Origin of the sequence: Staphylococcus sp. GDY8P54P, from assembly GCF_017892645.1 — a bacterium.
GTDB classification, from domain to species: Bacteria; Bacillota; Bacilli; order Staphylococcales; family Staphylococcaceae; genus Staphylococcus; species Staphylococcus ureilyticus.
In genome coordinates, this window is record NZ_JAESLN010000011.1 from 25,511 (window position 1) to 43,073 (window position 17,563).

The window sequence follows — 17,563 nt, forward strand, 5'->3', positions numbered from 1 at the left end:
ATGAAGATTAAATCATTAGATATATATGGTTATGGTAGATTCATTCAAAGATCCATTCAGTTTGATGAAAATTTTACAGAAATTTATGGGGAAAATGAGTCAGGTAAGTCTACGATACAGGCATTTATACATTCCATTCTTTTTGGGTTTCCAACTAAGAAAGAAAATGAACCACGACTAGAGCCACGTTTAGGCAATCAATACGGCGGAAAACTTACATTGATTCAAGATGATGGTTCTTTGATAGAAATTGAACGTATCAAAGGTGCAGCAACTGGAGACGTTAAAGTTTATCTACCGAATGGTGCCATTAAAGATGAAAGCTGGTTAAAGAAAGAACTTAATTTTATCTCAAAACGTACATATCAAGGTATATTTTCATTTGATGTCTTAGGCCTACAAAATATTCATAAAAATATGGATGAAAAACAATTACAAAACTATTTACTCCAGGCTGGTGCATTAGGATCAACAGAATTTACTAGCATGCGTGAGATTTTGAATGATAAAAAAGAAGCGCTATATAAGAAAAATGGCAGAAATCCAATTATTAACCAACAGCTTGAAGAGTTGAAGTCATTAGAGCGACAAATTCGAGAAGAAGAAGAAAAATTGTCATCTTACAAACGTTTAGTAGACGATAAAGATAAAGCAGATCGACGCTTAGAAAATTTGAAACAGAATTTAAACCAATTGTCTAAAATGCATGATCGTAAACAAAAGGAATTAGCTTTACATGAGCAAACACAAGAATGGAAAACATTGGAAACCCAATTAAATATAGAACCTGTCACATTTCCTGAACAAGGCATCGATCGCTATGAATCTGCAAAAATTCAAACACAAAATTTAAAAAGAGATATTGGCTTAAGAGAAGAACGATTAACGCATTTAAAAAGTGAAAATGAAAAAATCAATGTACCTAAGCAATCTGATATTGATGCTTTTAACCATATACAACAACAAGAAAATGAAATTAAACAAAAAGAATACGAATTAAAATCAGTTAAAAAAGAAATTCAAGATAAAGAACGTGAAAAATCAGGCTTGAAGTCTAATATCGGATGGCAAGATGTATACCATGAAGTCGACAGTTCAGAGGCAATGAAGAGTCATGTAAGCGATCAAATTAAAAATAAGCAAGAACAGACTGCTTTTATTCAACAATTAGAACGCAATATTGAAGAAAATAAAATTGATAAAGAAACAAATCAAACTGAGATGGATGCATTAGAAAAAGATATTGTGTCTGATGAAAACTATGAAAAGAAAAAACAATATAACAATCGTGTATTCGAACTACAAGAGAAAAATAATTTATATCAAAAAATGAAAGAAGCTTTTGATAAAGAACAACAAGAAAATGAACGTAAACAAAATATTTTTCGATTTGCATTCGTTATATTAGCAGTTGTTGGTGTTGGATTAACTATCTTTTCATTTATTTCAGCTAATTTGGTCTTCGGTATTGTATTTGCATTACTATCTCTTGTATTTATCGTGGGTATCTTCTTAGTTAAATCGAAAGAGATAGGACATAGTGAAACCTTTTCTAATGAAATTGAAGATTTGCAACACCAAATTAATGATTTAGAAGCCAATTATAATTTGGACTTTGATTTAGATGATCAAAATAGAATTCGCGAGCAATTCCATAATGCTATTAAAACGAAAGAGGCATTAGATAAAAAAGCAAATTATTTATCTTCCAATTTAGAATCTGCACAACAACAATACTCAAAGTCAGAGAATGAGATCAACCAAATTAAAGATGAATTACATTTATCTGATAAAATTTCAGACGAACTCATTATTGATAGTATTGCGACGATGAATAAAATTAAGGATTATGACAATCATACTGTTGAATTGAACGAGCAAAAAATTGAGTTACAACAGGCATTAGATACATTTTATGAACATGCAAAAGCAGTAACCCAAAATCAATTTACTTCTTTCAACACATTATCTTTATTTCATGACGTAAATCAATGGTTAAAAGAAGAAACAACTAATTTAGATAAATGGAATAGGAATCAAGAACAAATCACATTAATAGAAAGTGAATTATCACAGCTTAAACATCGCTTACATGAGAATAATAATGTGATATCACAGTTATTTAACTTTGTAAGTGCAAATGATGAAGAATCGTATTATCATCAGCATGCTCAATATCAGGCTTATCATCAACAATTAAACCGCTTTAATGATTTAACGAAATATCTAGAAAACCAAAATTATAATTACGAAGCTAGTTCTATGCTGAGTCAAAAAACATATGCTCAACTATCTGAAGAAGATGAAGTGTTAGAAAGACAAGTTGATCATTATAATGATCAATATTTAGAAATGCAGTCAGAAGTCAGTGATTTAAAAGCTAAAATCACGGATATGGAAACAGACAAAACGTTAGCGGATTTACGTCATAAGTTCCATATTTTGAAAAATAGAGTGAATGATGAAGCAAAAGATTGGGCAAGTCTTAGTTACTTACAATCTTTAGTGGAAGGACATATTAAACAAATTAAAGATAAGCGTTTACCACAAGTGATAAATGAAGCAACAGAAATCTTTGCACATTTAACAAATGGAAATTATGTACAAGTAACTTATGCGAATGAAGATTTAATGGTAAAACAAGTGAATGGTCAAATGTACGAACCAATTGAATTAAGCCAGTCTACTAAAGAAATACTATATATCGCATTGCGTTTAAGTTTAATTAAAACATTAAAACCTTACTATCCATTCCCTGTAATTATTGATGATGCATTTGTACATTTTGATAAACATAGAAAAGAAACGATGATGAATTATCTAAGACAAATGCCCAATGATTATCAAATTTTATACTTTACATGTGTCAAAGATACAAGTGTGCCTTCAAAACAAATTATTACTTTGAATAAACCTGAGGAAGGCGGTAAATAATGAGAAATGTAGAAAAATTAAATCCTGGAGATTCAGTTGATCACTATTTCTTGATTCATAAAGCGACACAAGGCGTAACTGCTCAAGGAAAAGACTATATGACGATATATCTTCAAGATAAAAGTGGGGACATCGAAGCCAAATTATGGACTGCTACAAAGGAAGATATGCGTGTTTTAGAACCAGAAAAAATCGTACACGTTATTGGTGATGTTATTAATTATCGTGGTCGTAAACAGATGAAAATTAATAAAATTAAATTAGCTTCAGATGAAGCAGATTTAAACATACATGATTTCGTAGACGGCGCGCCACTCACACCAGAAGAAATCAAAGAAGAAGTCTCTCATTATATGTTAGAGATTGAAAATGCAAATTTACAACGCATTACAAGACATTTATTGCGTAAATATCAAACAGAATTTTTTACATTTCCTGCAGCAAGTACACATCATCATAATTTTTCAAGTGGGTTAAGTTATCATGTATTAACAATGTTACGGGTCGCAAAATCTATTTGTGATATATATCCACTTTTAAACCGCAGTTTATTATATAGTTCTATTATTTTACATGACCTAGGTAAAGTTAAAGAATTAAGTGGTCCTGTTGCAACAACATATACGGTTGAAGGTAATTTGCTGGGCCACATCTCTATTGCCAGTGATGAAGTAGCAGATGCTGCACGAGAATTAAATATAGAAGGTGAAGAGGTATTATTACTGCGTCACATGATTTTAGCACATCATGGAAAAATGGAATTTGGCTCTCCGAAACTACCACATATGAAAGAGGCAGAAATTTTGTTTTTCATCGATAACATTGATGCAAAAATGAATATGTTTGAAAAAGCATATAAGAAAACGCCAAAAGGTCAATTTACTGAACGTATTTTTGGGCTTGAGGGTAGACAATTTTACAATCCAACATCTTTAGATTAAGCGATACGGAAAATATACGCTTAAAAAAAATAAAATTGAAACATTTTGAAAGTAAAGGACTAATCCAAATTTTGATATGCTCCCTTCAAAGTTTACATTTTTAAGTGTCTACTTTGAAGGGAGCAGTTCATTAGCGTGGATTAGTCTTTTTTATATGTAAAATCATTCGTTTCTGACCGTGATTATTTACAATTAATATGTCGTATTAGAAGGTAAGAATTAGGGGGTGAGATAATCGTTTTCTATTCATGAGCATCGTATGATTTGATATAAGTAGATTGAATATGTGTTTATCCTGTGTTATATATCAGCGCAAGAGATAAAATACAATCGTCTCGAAAAATATGTGTACAAGCATAATTAATAAGTAAATATAAGTTAGTTTCATTAATAAAAAACAAAGCAAATGCCCTAGAAATTAGCATTTGCCTTGTTTACTTGTGAATTATGATTCTATTGTCCAGAGGTCATACCAGCTCCACCTTGTTGCATCGCTTGCTGTTGTTGCTGTTGTTGTTGTTGCTGTTTAATTTTATCTGGGTCTAGAATAGAATCTTCAATAGCTTTTTTAATATCTCTATCTTTATAATCTACTTTGTATTCATCTAACAGTTCTTTATAAGCGTCTGTTAGTAATTTAGGACTTTTTTGTACTTTTTGTTGGATTAATTGCGATTTTAGCTTACCTTTTTCTTTATCAAAGTCATTTTCTTTATCTGCTTTAATAATATGGTAACCATAATCTGTTTTAACTACTTTTGAAACGTCGCCTTCTTTAAGTTTGAAGAGCGCCTTTTCAAAATCTTTTTCCATTTGTCCTTTGATAACATATCCTAAGCTACCATCTTTTTTAGCCGAAGATTTATCCATTGATTCTTTTTTGGCAATTTCTCCAAATTTGTCAGGATTTTCTGATACTTGTTTTTGGATTTTTTCTGCTTTTGCTTTTGCATCTTTATCTGATAAACCTTCTTTGTCATCTTTATTCTCTTTAACTTTAATTAAAATATGCGAACCTTTTTTAGTAGATTCTTTAATTTCTTTATCAGAAATATTCACTTTATCGTTCAGTAGTGCCTTTTGATATGATTGTAATTTTTTTTGCTCTTTATAGTCACTAAGTGACATTTTTTGTTGTTTTAACATACTTTCAAATTGATCTTTGCCACCGTATTGTTTTTGTTCTTTTTCAACTTCTTTATCAATATCTTTCGTGTCTATTTTATCTTTATACTTATCTGCTAACAATTTATTTAATAATATAGAAAAAGATGTGTTTGCAACTTGCTCATCACCCATTTTATCCATTACATCTTCAACTTTAACATCGCCAGCTTTTGATGAAATAATTGTATCTTCTTTAGAATCTGTAGCGCTATTACCACAAGCACCTAATAATAATGCACTAGCAGTAACAGGAATTATAACTTTTTTAAATGTTTTCATGATTGGGAACTCCTTTTGTAAGAATAACAACGTAAATATAACATATAAAGTCGTTTTCACCAATTAGAAACCTAATATATACGACTATAGTTGTAACCATTTTATATAAAAAAGAGCGAATAAAAAAAGCAAACATTGCTGTTTGCTTAATCAAGTTCATGATTCGTATAAGGTGATACTTTGTTTAAAATATTAATACCAGTTTGATGTTCTTCAACATAAGTACCTTCATTTGAAAATAATATGATCTTTAAATAAAGAAAATCCATAACCGAATAACCTAAATTCAAAGCAATTAAAAACATTAAATAATGACCATATTGAGGGATGATAGTACTTATAAATGTGCAAACAATCGTTATAAATAAAGCTGGTGTGATTAAATCAAAACAAAAATAATATTTATTAACAGGTGTATTTACATACACATTATAAAAAGGCACAGACTTATGTTTTACTAATTTATATTTTTTAAATGACTTACGATAGGGATAGAAAAACAATAAGTGGATTAATTTATGTAAAGGGTACAAAAGCACTACTAAAATTAAAAATATTAAAAAGTGGTCGTCTGTTAATTTGGTATTTGAAAAGAAGTATAAAAGTTCGTATGCAATTAAAAATGTGATAATTGTAGTAACAAAACTAAGGAAAGCAATTCTAGGTATGCCAAAACGAGCGTTAATATCTATTTGACGTGTACATAAATACATTACGCAATCATACTCCTTTTTAAAATTTATTGAATATACTTTCGTATTATCTAACGTATTCTTACAGTCGTCAAGTTTAACTTTAAGTTAATTTTAGAGTTTGAAAAGTTCTCAAAACACTATAATGTAAGGATATTATAGTTTTTAATCAAAGAAAGATGAGTGTACTATATATTTTTTAATTCAGCATCATTTTAAAGACATAGATGTTTTTATTGTAATAAAGAAAAGAGTTATAACTCAGGTTTTCAAGTGAGTTATAACTCTTAGTTAATTGAGTTAATTATTTGTCTTTTTCAAATGCTTTTGAAATTTCTTCGCCACGATTTTGTAAATTTTCAATATGGGATTGCAAATTTTCAATATTAGGATCGATATCAGATTTAAAATCACCAATCATCGTTTTCACTTCATCACCAATAGTACTGCCAATTTCAGTACTTTCTGATTTGATTTGTGAAATGTAATTTACAATATCATTGACGTTTTGCTTTATAGTGTTGATTTCTTTATCAAATTCAGATTCAGCACCCGTAGGTCTGCGCGCTTCTGTCTCAAATTGGTTTGAATTTTTCTTATCACGATTCATTAATGCAACACCAATTCCAGTTGCAACACCAGCACCAAGACCTAGTAATAATTGAGCTGTTTTCATAAAAATTCTCCTCATTTCTAAAATTTCTGAGTCATTAATATTTTTAATATACCCTTTATCATATCAGGTAAGCATAATTAATTAAATTGTGCTGCAATTTCTTGTGCAATTTTTTTCTTTTGTTCATCGCCTATGCTTTCTTCATGTGTTTCCCATTTATAACCAAAACCATCTACTTCATTTTCATATCTTGGTAACAGATGAAAATGTAAATGGAAGACAGATTGATCGGCAAATTCACCATTATTTTGTATAATATTTAGACCATCAGGGTTAAATGCTTTTTTGATTGCGTTTGCTACTTTAGGTAAAGCAACGCCTATATGTTTCATTGTTTCACTATCCGTTTCAAAGATATTTGCAGAAACTTTTTTAGGAACTAATAAAGTATGACCTTTGGTCACTTGAGAGATGTCTAAAAATGCATAAACATATTCATCTTCATATACTTTATAACTAGGAATTTCACCATTAATTATTTTACTAAAGATTGTTTCAGACATAAATTTTCACTCCTTGTCAGATGTTTAGTAACTATTATAGCATTACTGATTAATTTCCGTCATTTTTTGAAGTAACTTTATGAACAATGTTTGATTTTTGATACAATACTATTTGTGGAGGTGCCTTATGACAGTAAAAGTAGAGCATTTAACAGGCGGTTATGGCAAAAGACCTGTGATAAAAGATATAAATTTTGAATTAAAAAAAGGAGAAATTGTTGGACTGATAGGTTTGAATGGTGCTGGGAAGAGTACCACTATTAAACATATGTTAGGCTTATTAACGCCGATGGAAGGGCAGTTAACAATTTCAGATATTGATATCAAACAAGATGTAGAAGCTTATAGACGTAAGTTGTCATATATTCCGGAAGCACCAGTCATATATGATGAATTAACGTTGCAAGAACATATTAATATGACAGCAATGGCGTATAATATAGATAAAATGGAAGCGATGAAAAGGGCAAATCCATTATTAAAAACACTTAGGTTAGAAAATGAATTAGATATATTTCCGAGTCATTTTTCTAAAGGTATGAAACAAAAAGTGATGATTATTTGTGCATTCATTGTAGATCCAGAATTATATATCATTGACGAGCCATTTTTAGGATTAGATCCTTTAGGTATACAATCTATGCTTGATTTAATGGTCGAGAAAAAAGAAGAGAACAGAACTGTATTGATGAGTACACATATTTTGGCAACGGCCGAAAAATACTGTGACAGATTTTTAATAATGGACAAAGGTCAAATCGTAGCATTCGGTAATATAGATGAATTAAGAGAACAAACAGGGCTAAGTGGTAAAACTTTAGATGAAATCTATATACATGTTACTCAAGGTGGCCAAAATTCATGAAACAAGAAGCTAAACAATTATTTAACCTAAGGAAACAACAAATCACAAAAGAGAAAAGTTATTATAATAAGTTTATATTTAATGGTCATTTTTCTGTATTTCTTGTGATTTTATTAGGTGCATTTATTTTAGGTTATGGAGATTGGTTGAAATCAATGCCTAAACATATTAATTATGCGTTAATTGCTAGTATAATCACAGCCATTACTTCCATGTTCCCAATTAGGACTTTATTGAAAGATGCAGATAAATTATTTCTCTTGCCATTTGAAAAACATATGTTTGAATATATGAAAAAAAGTTTGATTTATAGTTATGTTACTAGATTACCTATACAAATATTATTAATTATTATATTATTTCCATTATTTTATGTGCTTAATAACAAAACGTTTGGATTTTATATTATCTTTGCTGGACTAGCAATTATATTTCCGCTCTTAGGTTTATTATTAAAATGGCAGTGGTATAAATTTCGTCTTGAACGTTGGTCTTTATTTAGCATTTTGTTTGTGATATTTACATCTGGTTATTATGTAGCCTTAGATCCTAAAAATATCTCAAGTATTTTTTCAGTTATTATACTTGTTGCTCTGACTCTGTTAATAAGATATTTAAACAAAGACTATTTGTTCCCATGGGAGCATATGATTAATACAGAACAACAACATCATATGAATTATTATAAATTTGTAAATATGTTTACGGATGTAAAACAATTAGAAGAGAAAGCAGTAAGGAGAAGTTATTTAGATCCGTTATTGTGGAAACCGAAACCTAAAAAATTTAATGAAAACTATATGTATCTTTATTTATTTATTAGAAGTTTTGCTAGAGGTAAAGACGCATTTAATATTATATTACGCTTGATTATTATAGCTTTAGTTATGATGATATGGTTACATCAAGTCATCGTAGTTTTATTAATTGGTAGTCTATTTATGTATATTATATTGTTACAAATGGCTCAATTTTATACACAACAAGCATATGGTCTATGGCCTCAAGTTTGGCCTGTATCTGATAGTAAGGTCATTAAAGGATATGAACAATTTTTAAATAGATTAATGTGTATTATAGGCGTGATTTTTATCGTTACTTTTGCTATTGTTTTTCCACAATATAGTTTGTTTGGTCTCATTTACTTTCTTGTAGGATGGTTGACGATTAGAAATATAACTAAAAAATTGAAATATCAAGAAAGTTTGCTAACAGATTAAAAAATCGCTACTCAGGTTTTAGCTTAGAGCTAAATTTGAGTAGCGATTTTTAATTAGTAATCGTCAATTGGGAATAAATATCTTTCGAAGTAACTTGAATGTTGACCACTAGAACCAAAGAATTGACTTAGTGCTAGTTTATCAAAGTTTTCTTGGAAAACGGCAGACGCTTTGAAATCTTCGTAATCTGTACGACTATTAAAGCCAAAATAAATTTTATATGTTAACCCTTGATTTGGTTTTAAAAAGCGATAACTTCTATAACCTGCAAATTGTTTGAAATCAGTTGTGACATTTTCTAATTTCTTTTCTAATTGATATGCATGATCCTCTGATGTTGGTATAAAAATAACAGAATAGAAGTAATTTTCATCTAAATTCCCTTCAGACTTAATGATGTCATAAGCCAGCGGGTGTTTTAAAACCGTTTCACCTTCTGTTTCTTCTATAATAACTGAAGAATCGGAAGCTGAAAATTGTAGTAGATGATGTGTCGGATTATTCAGTCTAATTTGATTTAAATAACCAAATGTACCGTAAGATGCGTAAATTTTCATAAGTTTTCCCCCTTGAATTGTTTAAGAAACATTGCATAACTATTATAATTTACTATATATACTTCTAATATTTCAAATAAATGTAAAATAGACTTTAACAGTATTATAATTGATTTCTGTTAGAAAACAATAGTCAAATAATTAAGAATAACAAAGTGACACACTTTGTCTTTTTTATGACATTTCTATTGATTGAATACGGGAAATTAGTGGATATGGTAATATTAATAAGAATGATTATAATGTAGGAGGATTACAAGGTGCATAATAAAAATAATACAATCCTAGATATGATTAAGGGCAAAGAAGTTAAGCACACACCTGTGTGGTTTATGCGTCAAGCTGGTAGATCACAGCCTGAATATAGAAAACTGAAAGAGCAATACTCTTTATTTGAAATAACACACCAGCCAGAATTATGTGCATACGTAACACATTTACCAGTAGATAATTATAATACGGACGCTGCGGTTTTATATAAAGATATCATGACCCCATTGCAACCGATAGGGGTGGACGTAGAAATTAAGTCCGGGATAGGACCAGTAATTCATAATACGATTAAAAATATACAAGATGTTGAAAAATTAGGGAATATTGATCCGAAACGAGATGTTCCATATGTATTAGACACGATTAAATTATTAACTGAAGAAAAATTGAAGGTGCCATTGATTGGTTTTACTGGCGCTCCTTTTACCTTAGCAAGCTATATGATTGAAGGTGGGCCTTCTAAGAATTATAATTTTACAAAGGCAATGATGTATAGTGACGAAGCAACTTGGTTTGCGCTTATGGATCATTTAGTCGATATGTCTATTACTTATACGACAGCTCAAATAGAAGCTGGTGCAGAAATCATACAAGTATTTGATTCTTGGGTTGGTGCATTAAACGTTCAAGATTACAGATATTATATAAAACCAGCAATGAAAAAGTTAATTAATGGAATTAAGGCGAAATACGATGTACCCGTGATTTTATTTGGTGTGGGTGCAAGTCATTTAGTACATGAATGGAATGATTTACCAATAGATGTATTAGGTCTAGATTGGAGACTGTCTATTAAAGAAGCTAATGATTTAAATATTACTAAAACATTACAAGGGAATTTAGATCCATCTTTACTATTAGCACCTTGGGAAGTTATAGAAGCGCGATTAAAACCGATTTTAGATGAGGGCTTAGCACATGGTAAACATATATTTAATTTAGGACATGGTGTTTTTCCACAAGTTAAACCCGAAACTTTAAAAAGAATTACTACGTTTGTTCACGAATATACTCAAAGATAGTTAGACATACAAAAGGTGAACAAGATTTACATTTAATTATGTCATCTACATCTTAAAAATTTAAATAAAAGGATGATTTTAAAATGGCAAAAACAGTAGGCTTACTAGTAATGGCTTATGGTACACCTTATAAAGAAAGTGACATAGAAGCTTATTACACAGATATTAGACATGGGAAAAAACCTACAGAAGCAGAATTGCAAGACTTAAAAGATAGATATAAATTTATTGGCGGTTTATCACCACTTGCGGGAACTACGAATCGACAAGCTGAGGCATTATGTTCAGAGTTGAATAATCAATATACTGATGTTGAGTTCAAGTTGTACATTGGTTTGAAACACATCCATCCGTTTATTGAAGATGCTGTAAAGGCAATGAATAAAGAAGGTATAGATGAAGCTGTTACTGTGGTACTAGCACCACATTATTCAAGCTTTTCAGTGGGTTCCTATAATAAGCGTGCACAAGAAGAAGCGGATAAATATGGTATTACGTTAAACCATGTTGAACATTATTACCAACAACCAAAATTCATCCAATACTGGACTGAAAAGGTAAATGAAACTTTAGAGCAAATACCAAAAGAAGAACATGATGAAACAGTCTTAGTAGTATCAGCACACAGTTTACCTAAAGGACTTATAGAAAAAAATAATGACCCATATCCGAATGAATTGCATGATACTGCTGAATTATTAAAAGCTAAATCAAACATTACTCACGTTGCTGAAGGGTGGCAATCAGAAGGTAATACTGGGACACCTTGGTTAGGCCCTGACGTTCAAGATTTAACTAGAAACTTATTCGAAAAATATAATTATAAAAACTTTATTTATACGCCTGTAGGCTTTGTATGTGAACATTTGGAAGTATTATATGATAATGATTATGAATGCAAAATAATTTGTGATGAGTTAGGCGTTAATTACTTCCGTCCAGCAATGCCTAATACAGATTCACTATTTATTGGTGCAATCGTAGATGAAATTAAAAATGTTTATTAAAGGAAGCGTGAATCACATTGACTAAGAGTATCGCAATTATTGGGGCAGGCATCACAGGCTTATCCAGTGCATATTTTATAAAATCAAAAAGACCTGACATCGATGTCACAATTTATGAATCTTCTAATAGAGCAGGCGGGAAAATACAAACATATCGTAATGAGGGCTATACCATTGAATTAGGTCCAGAATCTTATTTAGGACGAAAACAAATTATGACAGATATAGCCAAAGATATAGGGCTTGAAGATCAACTCATTACTAATAAAACTGGGCAATCGTATATATATGCTAAAAATAAACTCTATCCGATTCCAGGCGGTTCTATTTTAGGAATACCGACCGACATCAAACCATTTCTCAAAACAAAATTAATTTCTCCATTGGGTAAGTTTAGAGCTGGAATGGATTTGTTTAAAAAAACTATAGATATGGATAACGATATGTCGGTTGGTGAATTTTTTAGAACGCGGTTAGGTGACGAAGTGCTAGAAAATCTAATAGAACCATTAATGGGTGGTATTTATGGCACAAATATTGACGAGCTTAGTTTAATGAGTACTTTCCCTGAGTTTAAAGAAAGAGAAGAACAATTTGGTAGCCTTATTAAAGGAATGCGATATGAGAAGGCGCAAAGAATAAAACAACGTGAACTTTATCCAGGTGCACCTAAGGGACAATTTAAACAGTTTAGACATGGATTGAGTTCGTTTATAGAATGTTTAAGAGACAATTTGGTAGCAAAAGGTGTTAATATTAAATATCAAACGGCTGTTAAAGATATTACAGCGTCACAGAAAAAATATGAAATTAAAACAGTCAATGAGAAGCGCATCTATGATAGTGTCTTAGTTACAACGCCACATCAAAATTTCTTACAATGGTTTGGTAATGATCCTGCTTTTGATTATTTTAAAAACATGGATTCTACAACAGTAGCAACAGTCGTACTTGCATTTGACGAGGCAAATATCATCAACAATTATGATGGCACAGGATTCGTTATTGCTCGTACAAGCGATACGAATATCACGGCTTGTACTTGGACAAGTAAGAAATGGCCATTTACAACACCTGAAGGTAAAGTGTTAATTAGAGCTTATGTTGGTAAACCAGGTGATACGGTAGTTGACGATCATACAGATGAAGAACTCGTGAAAATTGTGAAAAATGATTTGAGTAAAATGATGAGCTTTAAAGGTTCGCCTGATTTTAGTATTGTAAATCGTTTACCTAAAAGTATGCCTCAATATCAAGTAGGACATATTGAACAAATTAAATTGATACAATCGCATATAAGACATAATTATCCTAGATTACGTATTACTGGTGCGTCATTTGAGGCTGTTGGGTTACCTGATTGCATAAAGCAAGGAAAAGAAGCGGTTGAAGAGATTTTAGATGAAATCTAAATAAATAATAAAAAAGTCATTTTCTACTTTGTTAATTTTTAATTATTGTAGAATTGGCTTTTTTTACTATGTTGAAACTTACAATACTGGTGAAATATATGAGATACTTTAAATGTAATATTTGTAAATGGGGGATTGATTTATGACAGATATAGTAATAGTACATTCAAAATTAGGTGATTCAACGAATCATTGGTATGAATGGTTAGCAAATAACCTTACATTAGAAGGTTACGTAGTTACACTTTTTAACATTCCGAAAGAACAAAATAGTGATATACGTAAATGGCTCAATGTTATGAATGAACAGATCCATATACGTAAACAGGATACCTATTTTGTAACTCATGGTTTTGGTACAATTGCTTCACTTGAATTTATTCAAAATAAAAACATAAACAATATTGAAGGTTTATTCAGTATCTCAGGTTTCAAAGAGGATGCACAAGAGATTGATGAGTCGTTGAAATTAGATGATAAAATCATTAACTATGATAAAGTTAAAGAAAAAGTGAATGAATTTTATGGTTTGTGTGCAAAAGACGATAAACATGTTTCTTACAAAGAAACAAAGCGTTTAATGGATGAATTGAATGGCAAATGTAAAATTACTGATTTTGGAGGACACTTCATGGAAGATGATGGTTTCACGACATTTACAAATTTACAAAGTAAAATGATGGGTATCATGAGTAAATAGATTGAATAAACCTACGACGGTCTATAATTATACAGCACAATACGGGGAAATAAGTTTTATATTTCAATTATAAAATGAACAGTCTTTATAGCTTGCTTATATTTTAAGTAAATATGGGTAAGCTATAAAAATAAACAAATATGTGTCATTTCTTAACTAAAATTATAATATTATAGTTATATTCCTTTTTTACACAAAATACTTTAATGAAAGCATTGACGAAAGCTACAAAAGTTAATATACTAAATAAGTATTCAGAAATGAGGGGAGCTTAACCACTCATTATGACATTTAATTTTTAATTATAAATCAATTATTTGTAAATTAATTTTAAAATAATGTTGATTTTGTAATGACATTATGGTATATTTAATAGGTAGGCGTCATTAATAATATTAACGCGGGATGGAGCAGTTCGGTAGCTCGTCGGGCTCATAACCCGAAGGTCGGTGGTTCGAATCCGCCTCCCGCAATTACATAGTTTGGTCTCGTAGTGTAGCGGTTAACACGCCTGCCTGTCACGCAGGAGATCGCGGGTTCGATTCCCGTCGAGACCGCCATTATTGATTTACCATTAAGGTTCAGTAGCTCAGTTGGTAGAGCAATGGATTGAAGCTCCATGTGTCGGCAGTTCGACTCTGTCCTGAACCATTTTATTTTTGGCGGTTGTGGCGAAGTGGTTAACGCATCGGATTGTGGTTCCGACATTCGTGGGTTCGATTCCCATCAACCGCCCCATAATCGTTATCAAGCGGGTGTAGTTTAATGGCAAAACCTCAGCCTTCCAAGCTGATGTTGTGGGTTCGATTCCCATCACCCGCTCCATTCAAATTAATCCACAGTAGCTCAGTGGTAGAGCTATCGGCTGTTAACCGATCGGTCGTAGGTTCGAGTCCTACCTGTGGAGCCATGGCCCCGTGGTCAAGCGGTTAAGACACCGCCCTTTCACGGCGGTAACACGGGTTCGAGTCCCGTCGGGGTCATACAAACAGAAGTGAAATATCGCTTCTGTTTTTTTAATTCTATATTGGAGAGTTGTCCGAGTTGGCCGAAGGAGCACGCCTGGAAAGTGTGTAGGCGCCACAAGCGTCTCGAGGGTTCGAATCCCTCACTCTCCGTTAATTCTATAAAACCCGTTATACATCGTTATTTAAAACGTTGGTATAACGGGTTTTATATTTATCGATAACTTTGTTGGATACTATAGATGAATTTTGATGTTTTCTAAGTTATTGTATACAATAACTTAGGGAGCAAACTGCGTCTTAATTTCTAATATTTGATTTTGCGATTAAGGGATTATGAGCCATCTTAGGACATCGTTCTATTTATTATAAGTGTAACGATTTTTCGTTATTTGATGATTGCGTTAAACAAATATTATTGTTTGTCAATTTTAATTGCAATATCTTCTAATTTATCTCTTATTTCTTTTAGAGTATGGCTTTCTGAAAAAGTGAAATGGAACGGTGTATTTTTGTTAGTTTTTGCATATATCGTTATGAGGTCGTAGTACAAGCCTTGCTCAATTTCGTATTTAATAAATTTCATTTTATTGTGATCTCCTTCATCATATATATAAATAAAAACGTTTATCTTTCTTCTTATCTAATATGGTGTAAGTAAACGAAGAGTGTGGGATTCGAACCTCTGATGCCTTAATAATCTATTATGATAAAGAAGAGTCCTTCTACAGATCATGTTTTGTTTATGTGTTTATAATTAGTTGAAACGAAGTCATTTTTATTATCATATCACCAAAATTCATCGCATACAACTTAAATTTTGACTATTTTACAAAAGAAATGTAAACAAATAGTATAAATATGTATTTACGGTAAAAGAAACTAATAAAATGCACCAACACTGTTAAATCAAAGTAAAAACGTTATAATAGTCTTTGAGATGGAGGAATGACAGATTGGAATTTTGGTTGAAAACGCAAGCAAAACAAAATGGAAATAAAGTATTTATTGATGATGGTCTTAATAAAATCACGTTTGCTTCAATGTATTACGAAGCAAGCCGTTTAGCTTATCAAATAAAACAGTTGAAGAAAAAGCGTATAGGAATATATATAGAAAATCATATTGAATCTATTACTTTGATTAATGCGTTGTGGCTAGCAGGTGTTGAAATCGTGATGTTAAACACGCGTTTAACCAAAGAAGAAATACAAAACCAGTTACATTCTATTGAAACTGATACAGTAATTACTACTACCAATTTAACGTTACAAGATATAGTCATAATTGATTTTGATGTATTGAAACGTGAAGTTTCTAATAATACTTATGAAGCTATATTCAATATGGACCAAATTGCTTCTATTATGTTTACTTCTGGAACAACAGGACCACAAAAAGCTGTTCCTCAAACATTTGGCAACCATTATGCAAGTGCACTGGGTTGTAAACAAAGTCTAGGGTTTAATCAAGACACAAAATGGTTATCTGTATTGCCTATTTATCATATTTCTGGATTAAGTGTCATATTAAGAGCGCTGATTCAAGGTTTTACAGTACGTATTGCAGCGAAGTTTAATTCACATAGGATGCTTGAAATAATAGAAAAAGAATTACCAACGCATGTATCATTGGTTCCTCAAACTTTAAAATGGTTAATGGATGAAGGGTTGACTCATCCGTATAATATTCAAAAGATATTATTAGGCGGGGCTAAGCTTTCTAGTACATTGATTGAAAATGCTTTGAAATTAGGATTGCCGATTTACAATTCATTCGGAATGACTGAAACATGTTCCCAATTTTTAACAGCATCGCCAAGTATGTTAGCTGAGCGCTATGATACCGTCGGAAAACCAAGTGAAAATGTTTTTGTGAAAATAAAAGAACCGAATAACCAAGGACATGGTGAACTACTTATCAAAGGTGACAATGTTATGAATGGATACCTATATCCTGAAGATTTAATAGATACGTTTGAAAATGGTTATTTTAAAACGGGAGATATTGCTGAAATAGATGACGATGGATATGTAATGATTTATGACAGACGTAAAGATTTGATCATTAGCGGTGGTGAAAACATATATCCATATCAATTAGAATCTGTAGCAAAACTACACGAATCAATTACTGATGCAATGTGTATCGGAGAGCATGACAGCACGTGGGGGGAAGTACCTTATTTATATTATGTTTCAAAAACAAAATTATCCAATGAAACATTAATCGAACATTTTAAATCACATATAGCGAAATATAAAATCCCAAAATATTTTAAACAAGTAACAGAATTACCTTATACATCAACTGGTAAACTACAACGAAAACATTTAAAAAATTAGGCGTG

At 31.1% G+C, this 17,563-nt stretch carries 15 protein-coding genes and 8 tRNA genes; 17 read left to right on the forward strand and 6 right to left on the reverse strand.

The window, feature by feature from the left end; all coding sequences use genetic code 11:
* Positions 1 to 2,934: an ATP-binding protein gene (locus KA883_RS07385; protein WP_046207624.1), complete on the forward strand. Its 2,934-nt coding sequence runs from the start codon at positions 1 to 3 to the stop codon at positions 2,932 to 2,934.
* On the forward strand, positions 2,934 to 3,875 hold the full coding sequence (gene yhaM, locus KA883_RS07390) for a 3'-5' exoribonuclease YhaM (protein ID WP_046207623.1): 942 nt from the start codon (positions 2,934 to 2,936) through the stop codon (positions 3,873 to 3,875). The genes KA883_RS07385 and yhaM overlap by 1 nt, the downstream gene beginning before the upstream one ends.
* A 453-nt stretch (positions 3,876 to 4,328) precedes the next feature.
* Here yhaM and prsA read toward each other — a convergent pair whose 3' ends face one another.
* The 4 genes from prsA to KA883_RS07410 all read right to left on the reverse strand — a co-directional run bounded on the left by prsA (position 4,329) and on the right by KA883_RS07410 (position 7,192).
* Positions 4,329 to 5,321, reverse strand: a complete 993-nt coding sequence (prsA, locus tag KA883_RS07395; protein WP_046207622.1) for a peptidylprolyl isomerase PrsA — start codon at positions 5,319 to 5,321, stop codon at positions 4,329 to 4,331.
* Between the two features lie 146 nt (positions 5,322 to 5,467).
* The gene (locus KA883_RS07400; RefSeq protein ID WP_046207621.1) at positions 5,468 to 6,034 is read right to left on the reverse strand and encodes a DUF3267 domain-containing protein; all 567 of its coding nucleotides are present in this window, start codon (positions 6,032 to 6,034) and stop codon (positions 5,468 to 5,470) included.
* A gap of 283 nt (positions 6,035 to 6,317) precedes the next feature.
* The gene (locus tag KA883_RS07405; RefSeq protein ID WP_046207620.1) at positions 6,318 to 6,689 is read right to left on the reverse strand and encodes a YtxH domain-containing protein; all 372 of its coding nucleotides are present in this window, start codon (positions 6,687 to 6,689) and stop codon (positions 6,318 to 6,320) included.
* Positions 6,690 to 6,766: 77 nt separating this feature from the next.
* Positions 6,767 to 7,192, reverse strand: coding sequence for an HIT family protein (locus tag KA883_RS07410; protein ID WP_046207619.1), 426 nt, complete (start codon positions 7,190 to 7,192; stop codon positions 6,767 to 6,769).
* Positions 7,193 to 7,319: 127 nt separating this feature from the next.
* Here KA883_RS07410 and ecsA point away from each other — a divergent pair, with 127 nt between their 5' ends.
* Positions 7,320 to 8,057, forward strand: a complete 738-nt coding sequence (gene ecsA / locus KA883_RS07415; RefSeq protein ID WP_046207618.1) for an ABC transporter ATP-binding protein EcsA — start codon at positions 7,320 to 7,322, stop codon at positions 8,055 to 8,057.
* Positions 8,054 to 9,277 carry an ABC transporter permease EcsB gene (ecsB, locus tag KA883_RS07420; protein ID WP_046207617.1) on the forward strand — a complete coding sequence of 408 codons (1,224 nt, stop codon included), beginning with the start codon at positions 8,054 to 8,056 and terminating at the stop codon, positions 9,275 to 9,277. The genes ecsA and ecsB overlap by 4 nt, the downstream gene beginning before the upstream one ends.
* Before the next feature lie 53 nt (positions 9,278 to 9,330).
* On the opposite strand, the gene KA883_RS07425 is transcribed toward ecsB, so the two are convergent.
* A complete protein-coding gene (locus tag KA883_RS07425) occupies positions 9,331 to 9,834 on the reverse strand; it encodes a hypothetical protein (protein ID WP_046207616.1) in 504 nt (167 codons plus the stop codon).
* 260 nt (positions 9,835 to 10,094) lie between these two features.
* Between KA883_RS07425 and hemE the strand changes: the two genes are divergently transcribed.
* The 12 genes from hemE (at position 10,095) to KA883_RS07485 (ending at position 15,366) form a co-directional block, all read left to right on the forward strand.
* Positions 10,095 to 11,129 carry a uroporphyrinogen decarboxylase gene (hemE, locus tag KA883_RS07430; RefSeq protein WP_046207615.1) on the forward strand — a complete coding sequence of 345 codons (1,035 nt, stop codon included), beginning with the start codon at positions 10,095 to 10,097 and terminating at the stop codon, positions 11,127 to 11,129.
* A gap of 83 nt (positions 11,130 to 11,212) precedes the next feature.
* Positions 11,213 to 12,136, forward strand: coding sequence for a ferrochelatase (gene hemH, locus KA883_RS07435; RefSeq protein ID WP_046207614.1), 924 nt, complete (start codon positions 11,213 to 11,215; stop codon positions 12,134 to 12,136).
* A 17-nt stretch (positions 12,137 to 12,153) separates the two neighbouring features.
* Positions 12,154 to 13,548 carry a protoporphyrinogen oxidase gene (hemY, locus tag KA883_RS07440; protein WP_046207613.1) on the forward strand — a complete coding sequence of 465 codons (1,395 nt, stop codon included), beginning with the start codon at positions 12,154 to 12,156 and terminating at the stop codon, positions 13,546 to 13,548.
* 142 nt (positions 13,549 to 13,690) lie between these two features.
* Positions 13,691 to 14,248, forward strand: coding sequence for an alpha/beta hydrolase (locus tag KA883_RS07445; protein WP_046207612.1), 558 nt, complete (start codon positions 13,691 to 13,693; stop codon positions 14,246 to 14,248).
* Between the two features lie 399 nt (positions 14,249 to 14,647).
* A tRNA-Met gene (locus tag KA883_RS07450) sits at positions 14,648 to 14,721 on the forward strand.
* 11 nt (positions 14,722 to 14,732) lie between these two features.
* Positions 14,733 to 14,808: transfer RNA gene (locus tag KA883_RS07455), tRNA-Asp, on the forward strand.
* Between the two features lie 18 nt (positions 14,809 to 14,826).
* A tRNA-Phe gene (locus KA883_RS07460) sits at positions 14,827 to 14,899 on the forward strand.
* A gap of 11 nt (positions 14,900 to 14,910) precedes the next feature.
* A tRNA-His gene (locus tag KA883_RS07465) sits at positions 14,911 to 14,986 on the forward strand.
* A gap of 13 nt (positions 14,987 to 14,999) precedes the next feature.
* A tRNA-Gly gene (locus tag KA883_RS07470) sits at positions 15,000 to 15,073 on the forward strand.
* 10 nt (positions 15,074 to 15,083) lie between these two features.
* Positions 15,084 to 15,158: transfer RNA gene (locus tag KA883_RS07475), tRNA-Asn, on the forward strand.
* A 1-nt stretch (position 15,159) separates the two neighbouring features.
* Positions 15,160 to 15,231: transfer RNA gene (locus KA883_RS07480), tRNA-Glu, on the forward strand.
* A gap of 46 nt (positions 15,232 to 15,277) precedes the next feature.
* Positions 15,278 to 15,366, forward strand: a tRNA-Ser gene (locus KA883_RS07485).
* Positions 15,367 to 15,628: 262 nt separating this feature from the next.
* Here the strand turns inward: KA883_RS07485 and KA883_RS07490 are convergent.
* On the reverse strand, positions 15,629 to 15,799 hold the full coding sequence (locus KA883_RS07490; RefSeq protein ID WP_164987238.1) for a hypothetical protein: 171 nt from the start codon (positions 15,797 to 15,799) through the stop codon (positions 15,629 to 15,631).
* A 370-nt stretch (positions 15,800 to 16,169) separates the two neighbouring features.
* On the opposite strand from KA883_RS07490, the gene menE reads away from it, so the two are divergent.
* Positions 16,170 to 17,558, forward strand: coding sequence for an o-succinylbenzoate--CoA ligase (menE, locus tag KA883_RS07495; protein WP_046207611.1), 1,389 nt, complete (start codon positions 16,170 to 16,172; stop codon positions 17,556 to 17,558).
* Positions 17,559 to 17,563: the final 5 nt, after the last annotated feature.

Coding starts and splice junctions, on each gene's coding strand:
- KA883_RS07385 (WP_046207624.1), top strand. CDS start 1: ATGAAGATTAAATCATTAGATATATATGGTTATGGTAGATTCATTCAA.
- yhaM (WP_046207623.1), top strand. CDS start 2,934: ATGAGAAATGTAGAAAAATTAAATCCTGGAGATTCAGTTGATCACTAT.
- prsA (WP_046207622.1), bottom strand. CDS start 5,321: ATGAAAACATTTAAAAAAGTTATAATTCCTGTTACTGCTAGTGCATTA.
- KA883_RS07400 (WP_046207621.1), bottom strand. CDS start 6,034: ATGTATTTATGTACACGTCAAATAGATATTAACGCTCGTTTTGGCATA.
- KA883_RS07405 (WP_046207620.1), bottom strand. CDS start 6,689: ATGAAAACAGCTCAATTATTACTAGGTCTTGGTGCTGGTGTTGCAACT.
- KA883_RS07410 (WP_046207619.1), bottom strand. CDS start 7,192: ATGTCTGAAACAATCTTTAGTAAAATAATTAATGGTGAAATTCCTAGT.
- ecsA (WP_046207618.1), top strand. CDS start 7,320: ATGACAGTAAAAGTAGAGCATTTAACAGGCGGTTATGGCAAAAGACCT.
- ecsB (WP_046207617.1), top strand. CDS start 8,054: ATGAAACAAGAAGCTAAACAATTATTTAACCTAAGGAAACAACAAATC.
- KA883_RS07425 (WP_046207616.1), bottom strand. CDS start 9,834: ATGAAAATTTACGCATCTTACGGTACATTTGGTTATTTAAATCAAATT.
- hemH (WP_046207614.1), top strand. CDS start 11,213: ATGGCAAAAACAGTAGGCTTACTAGTAATGGCTTATGGTACACCTTAT.
- KA883_RS07445 (WP_046207612.1), top strand. CDS start 13,691: ATGACAGATATAGTAATAGTACATTCAAAATTAGGTGATTCAACGAAT.
- KA883_RS07490 (WP_164987238.1), bottom strand. CDS start 15,799: ATGAAATTTATTAAATACGAAATTGAGCAAGGCTTGTACTACGACCTC.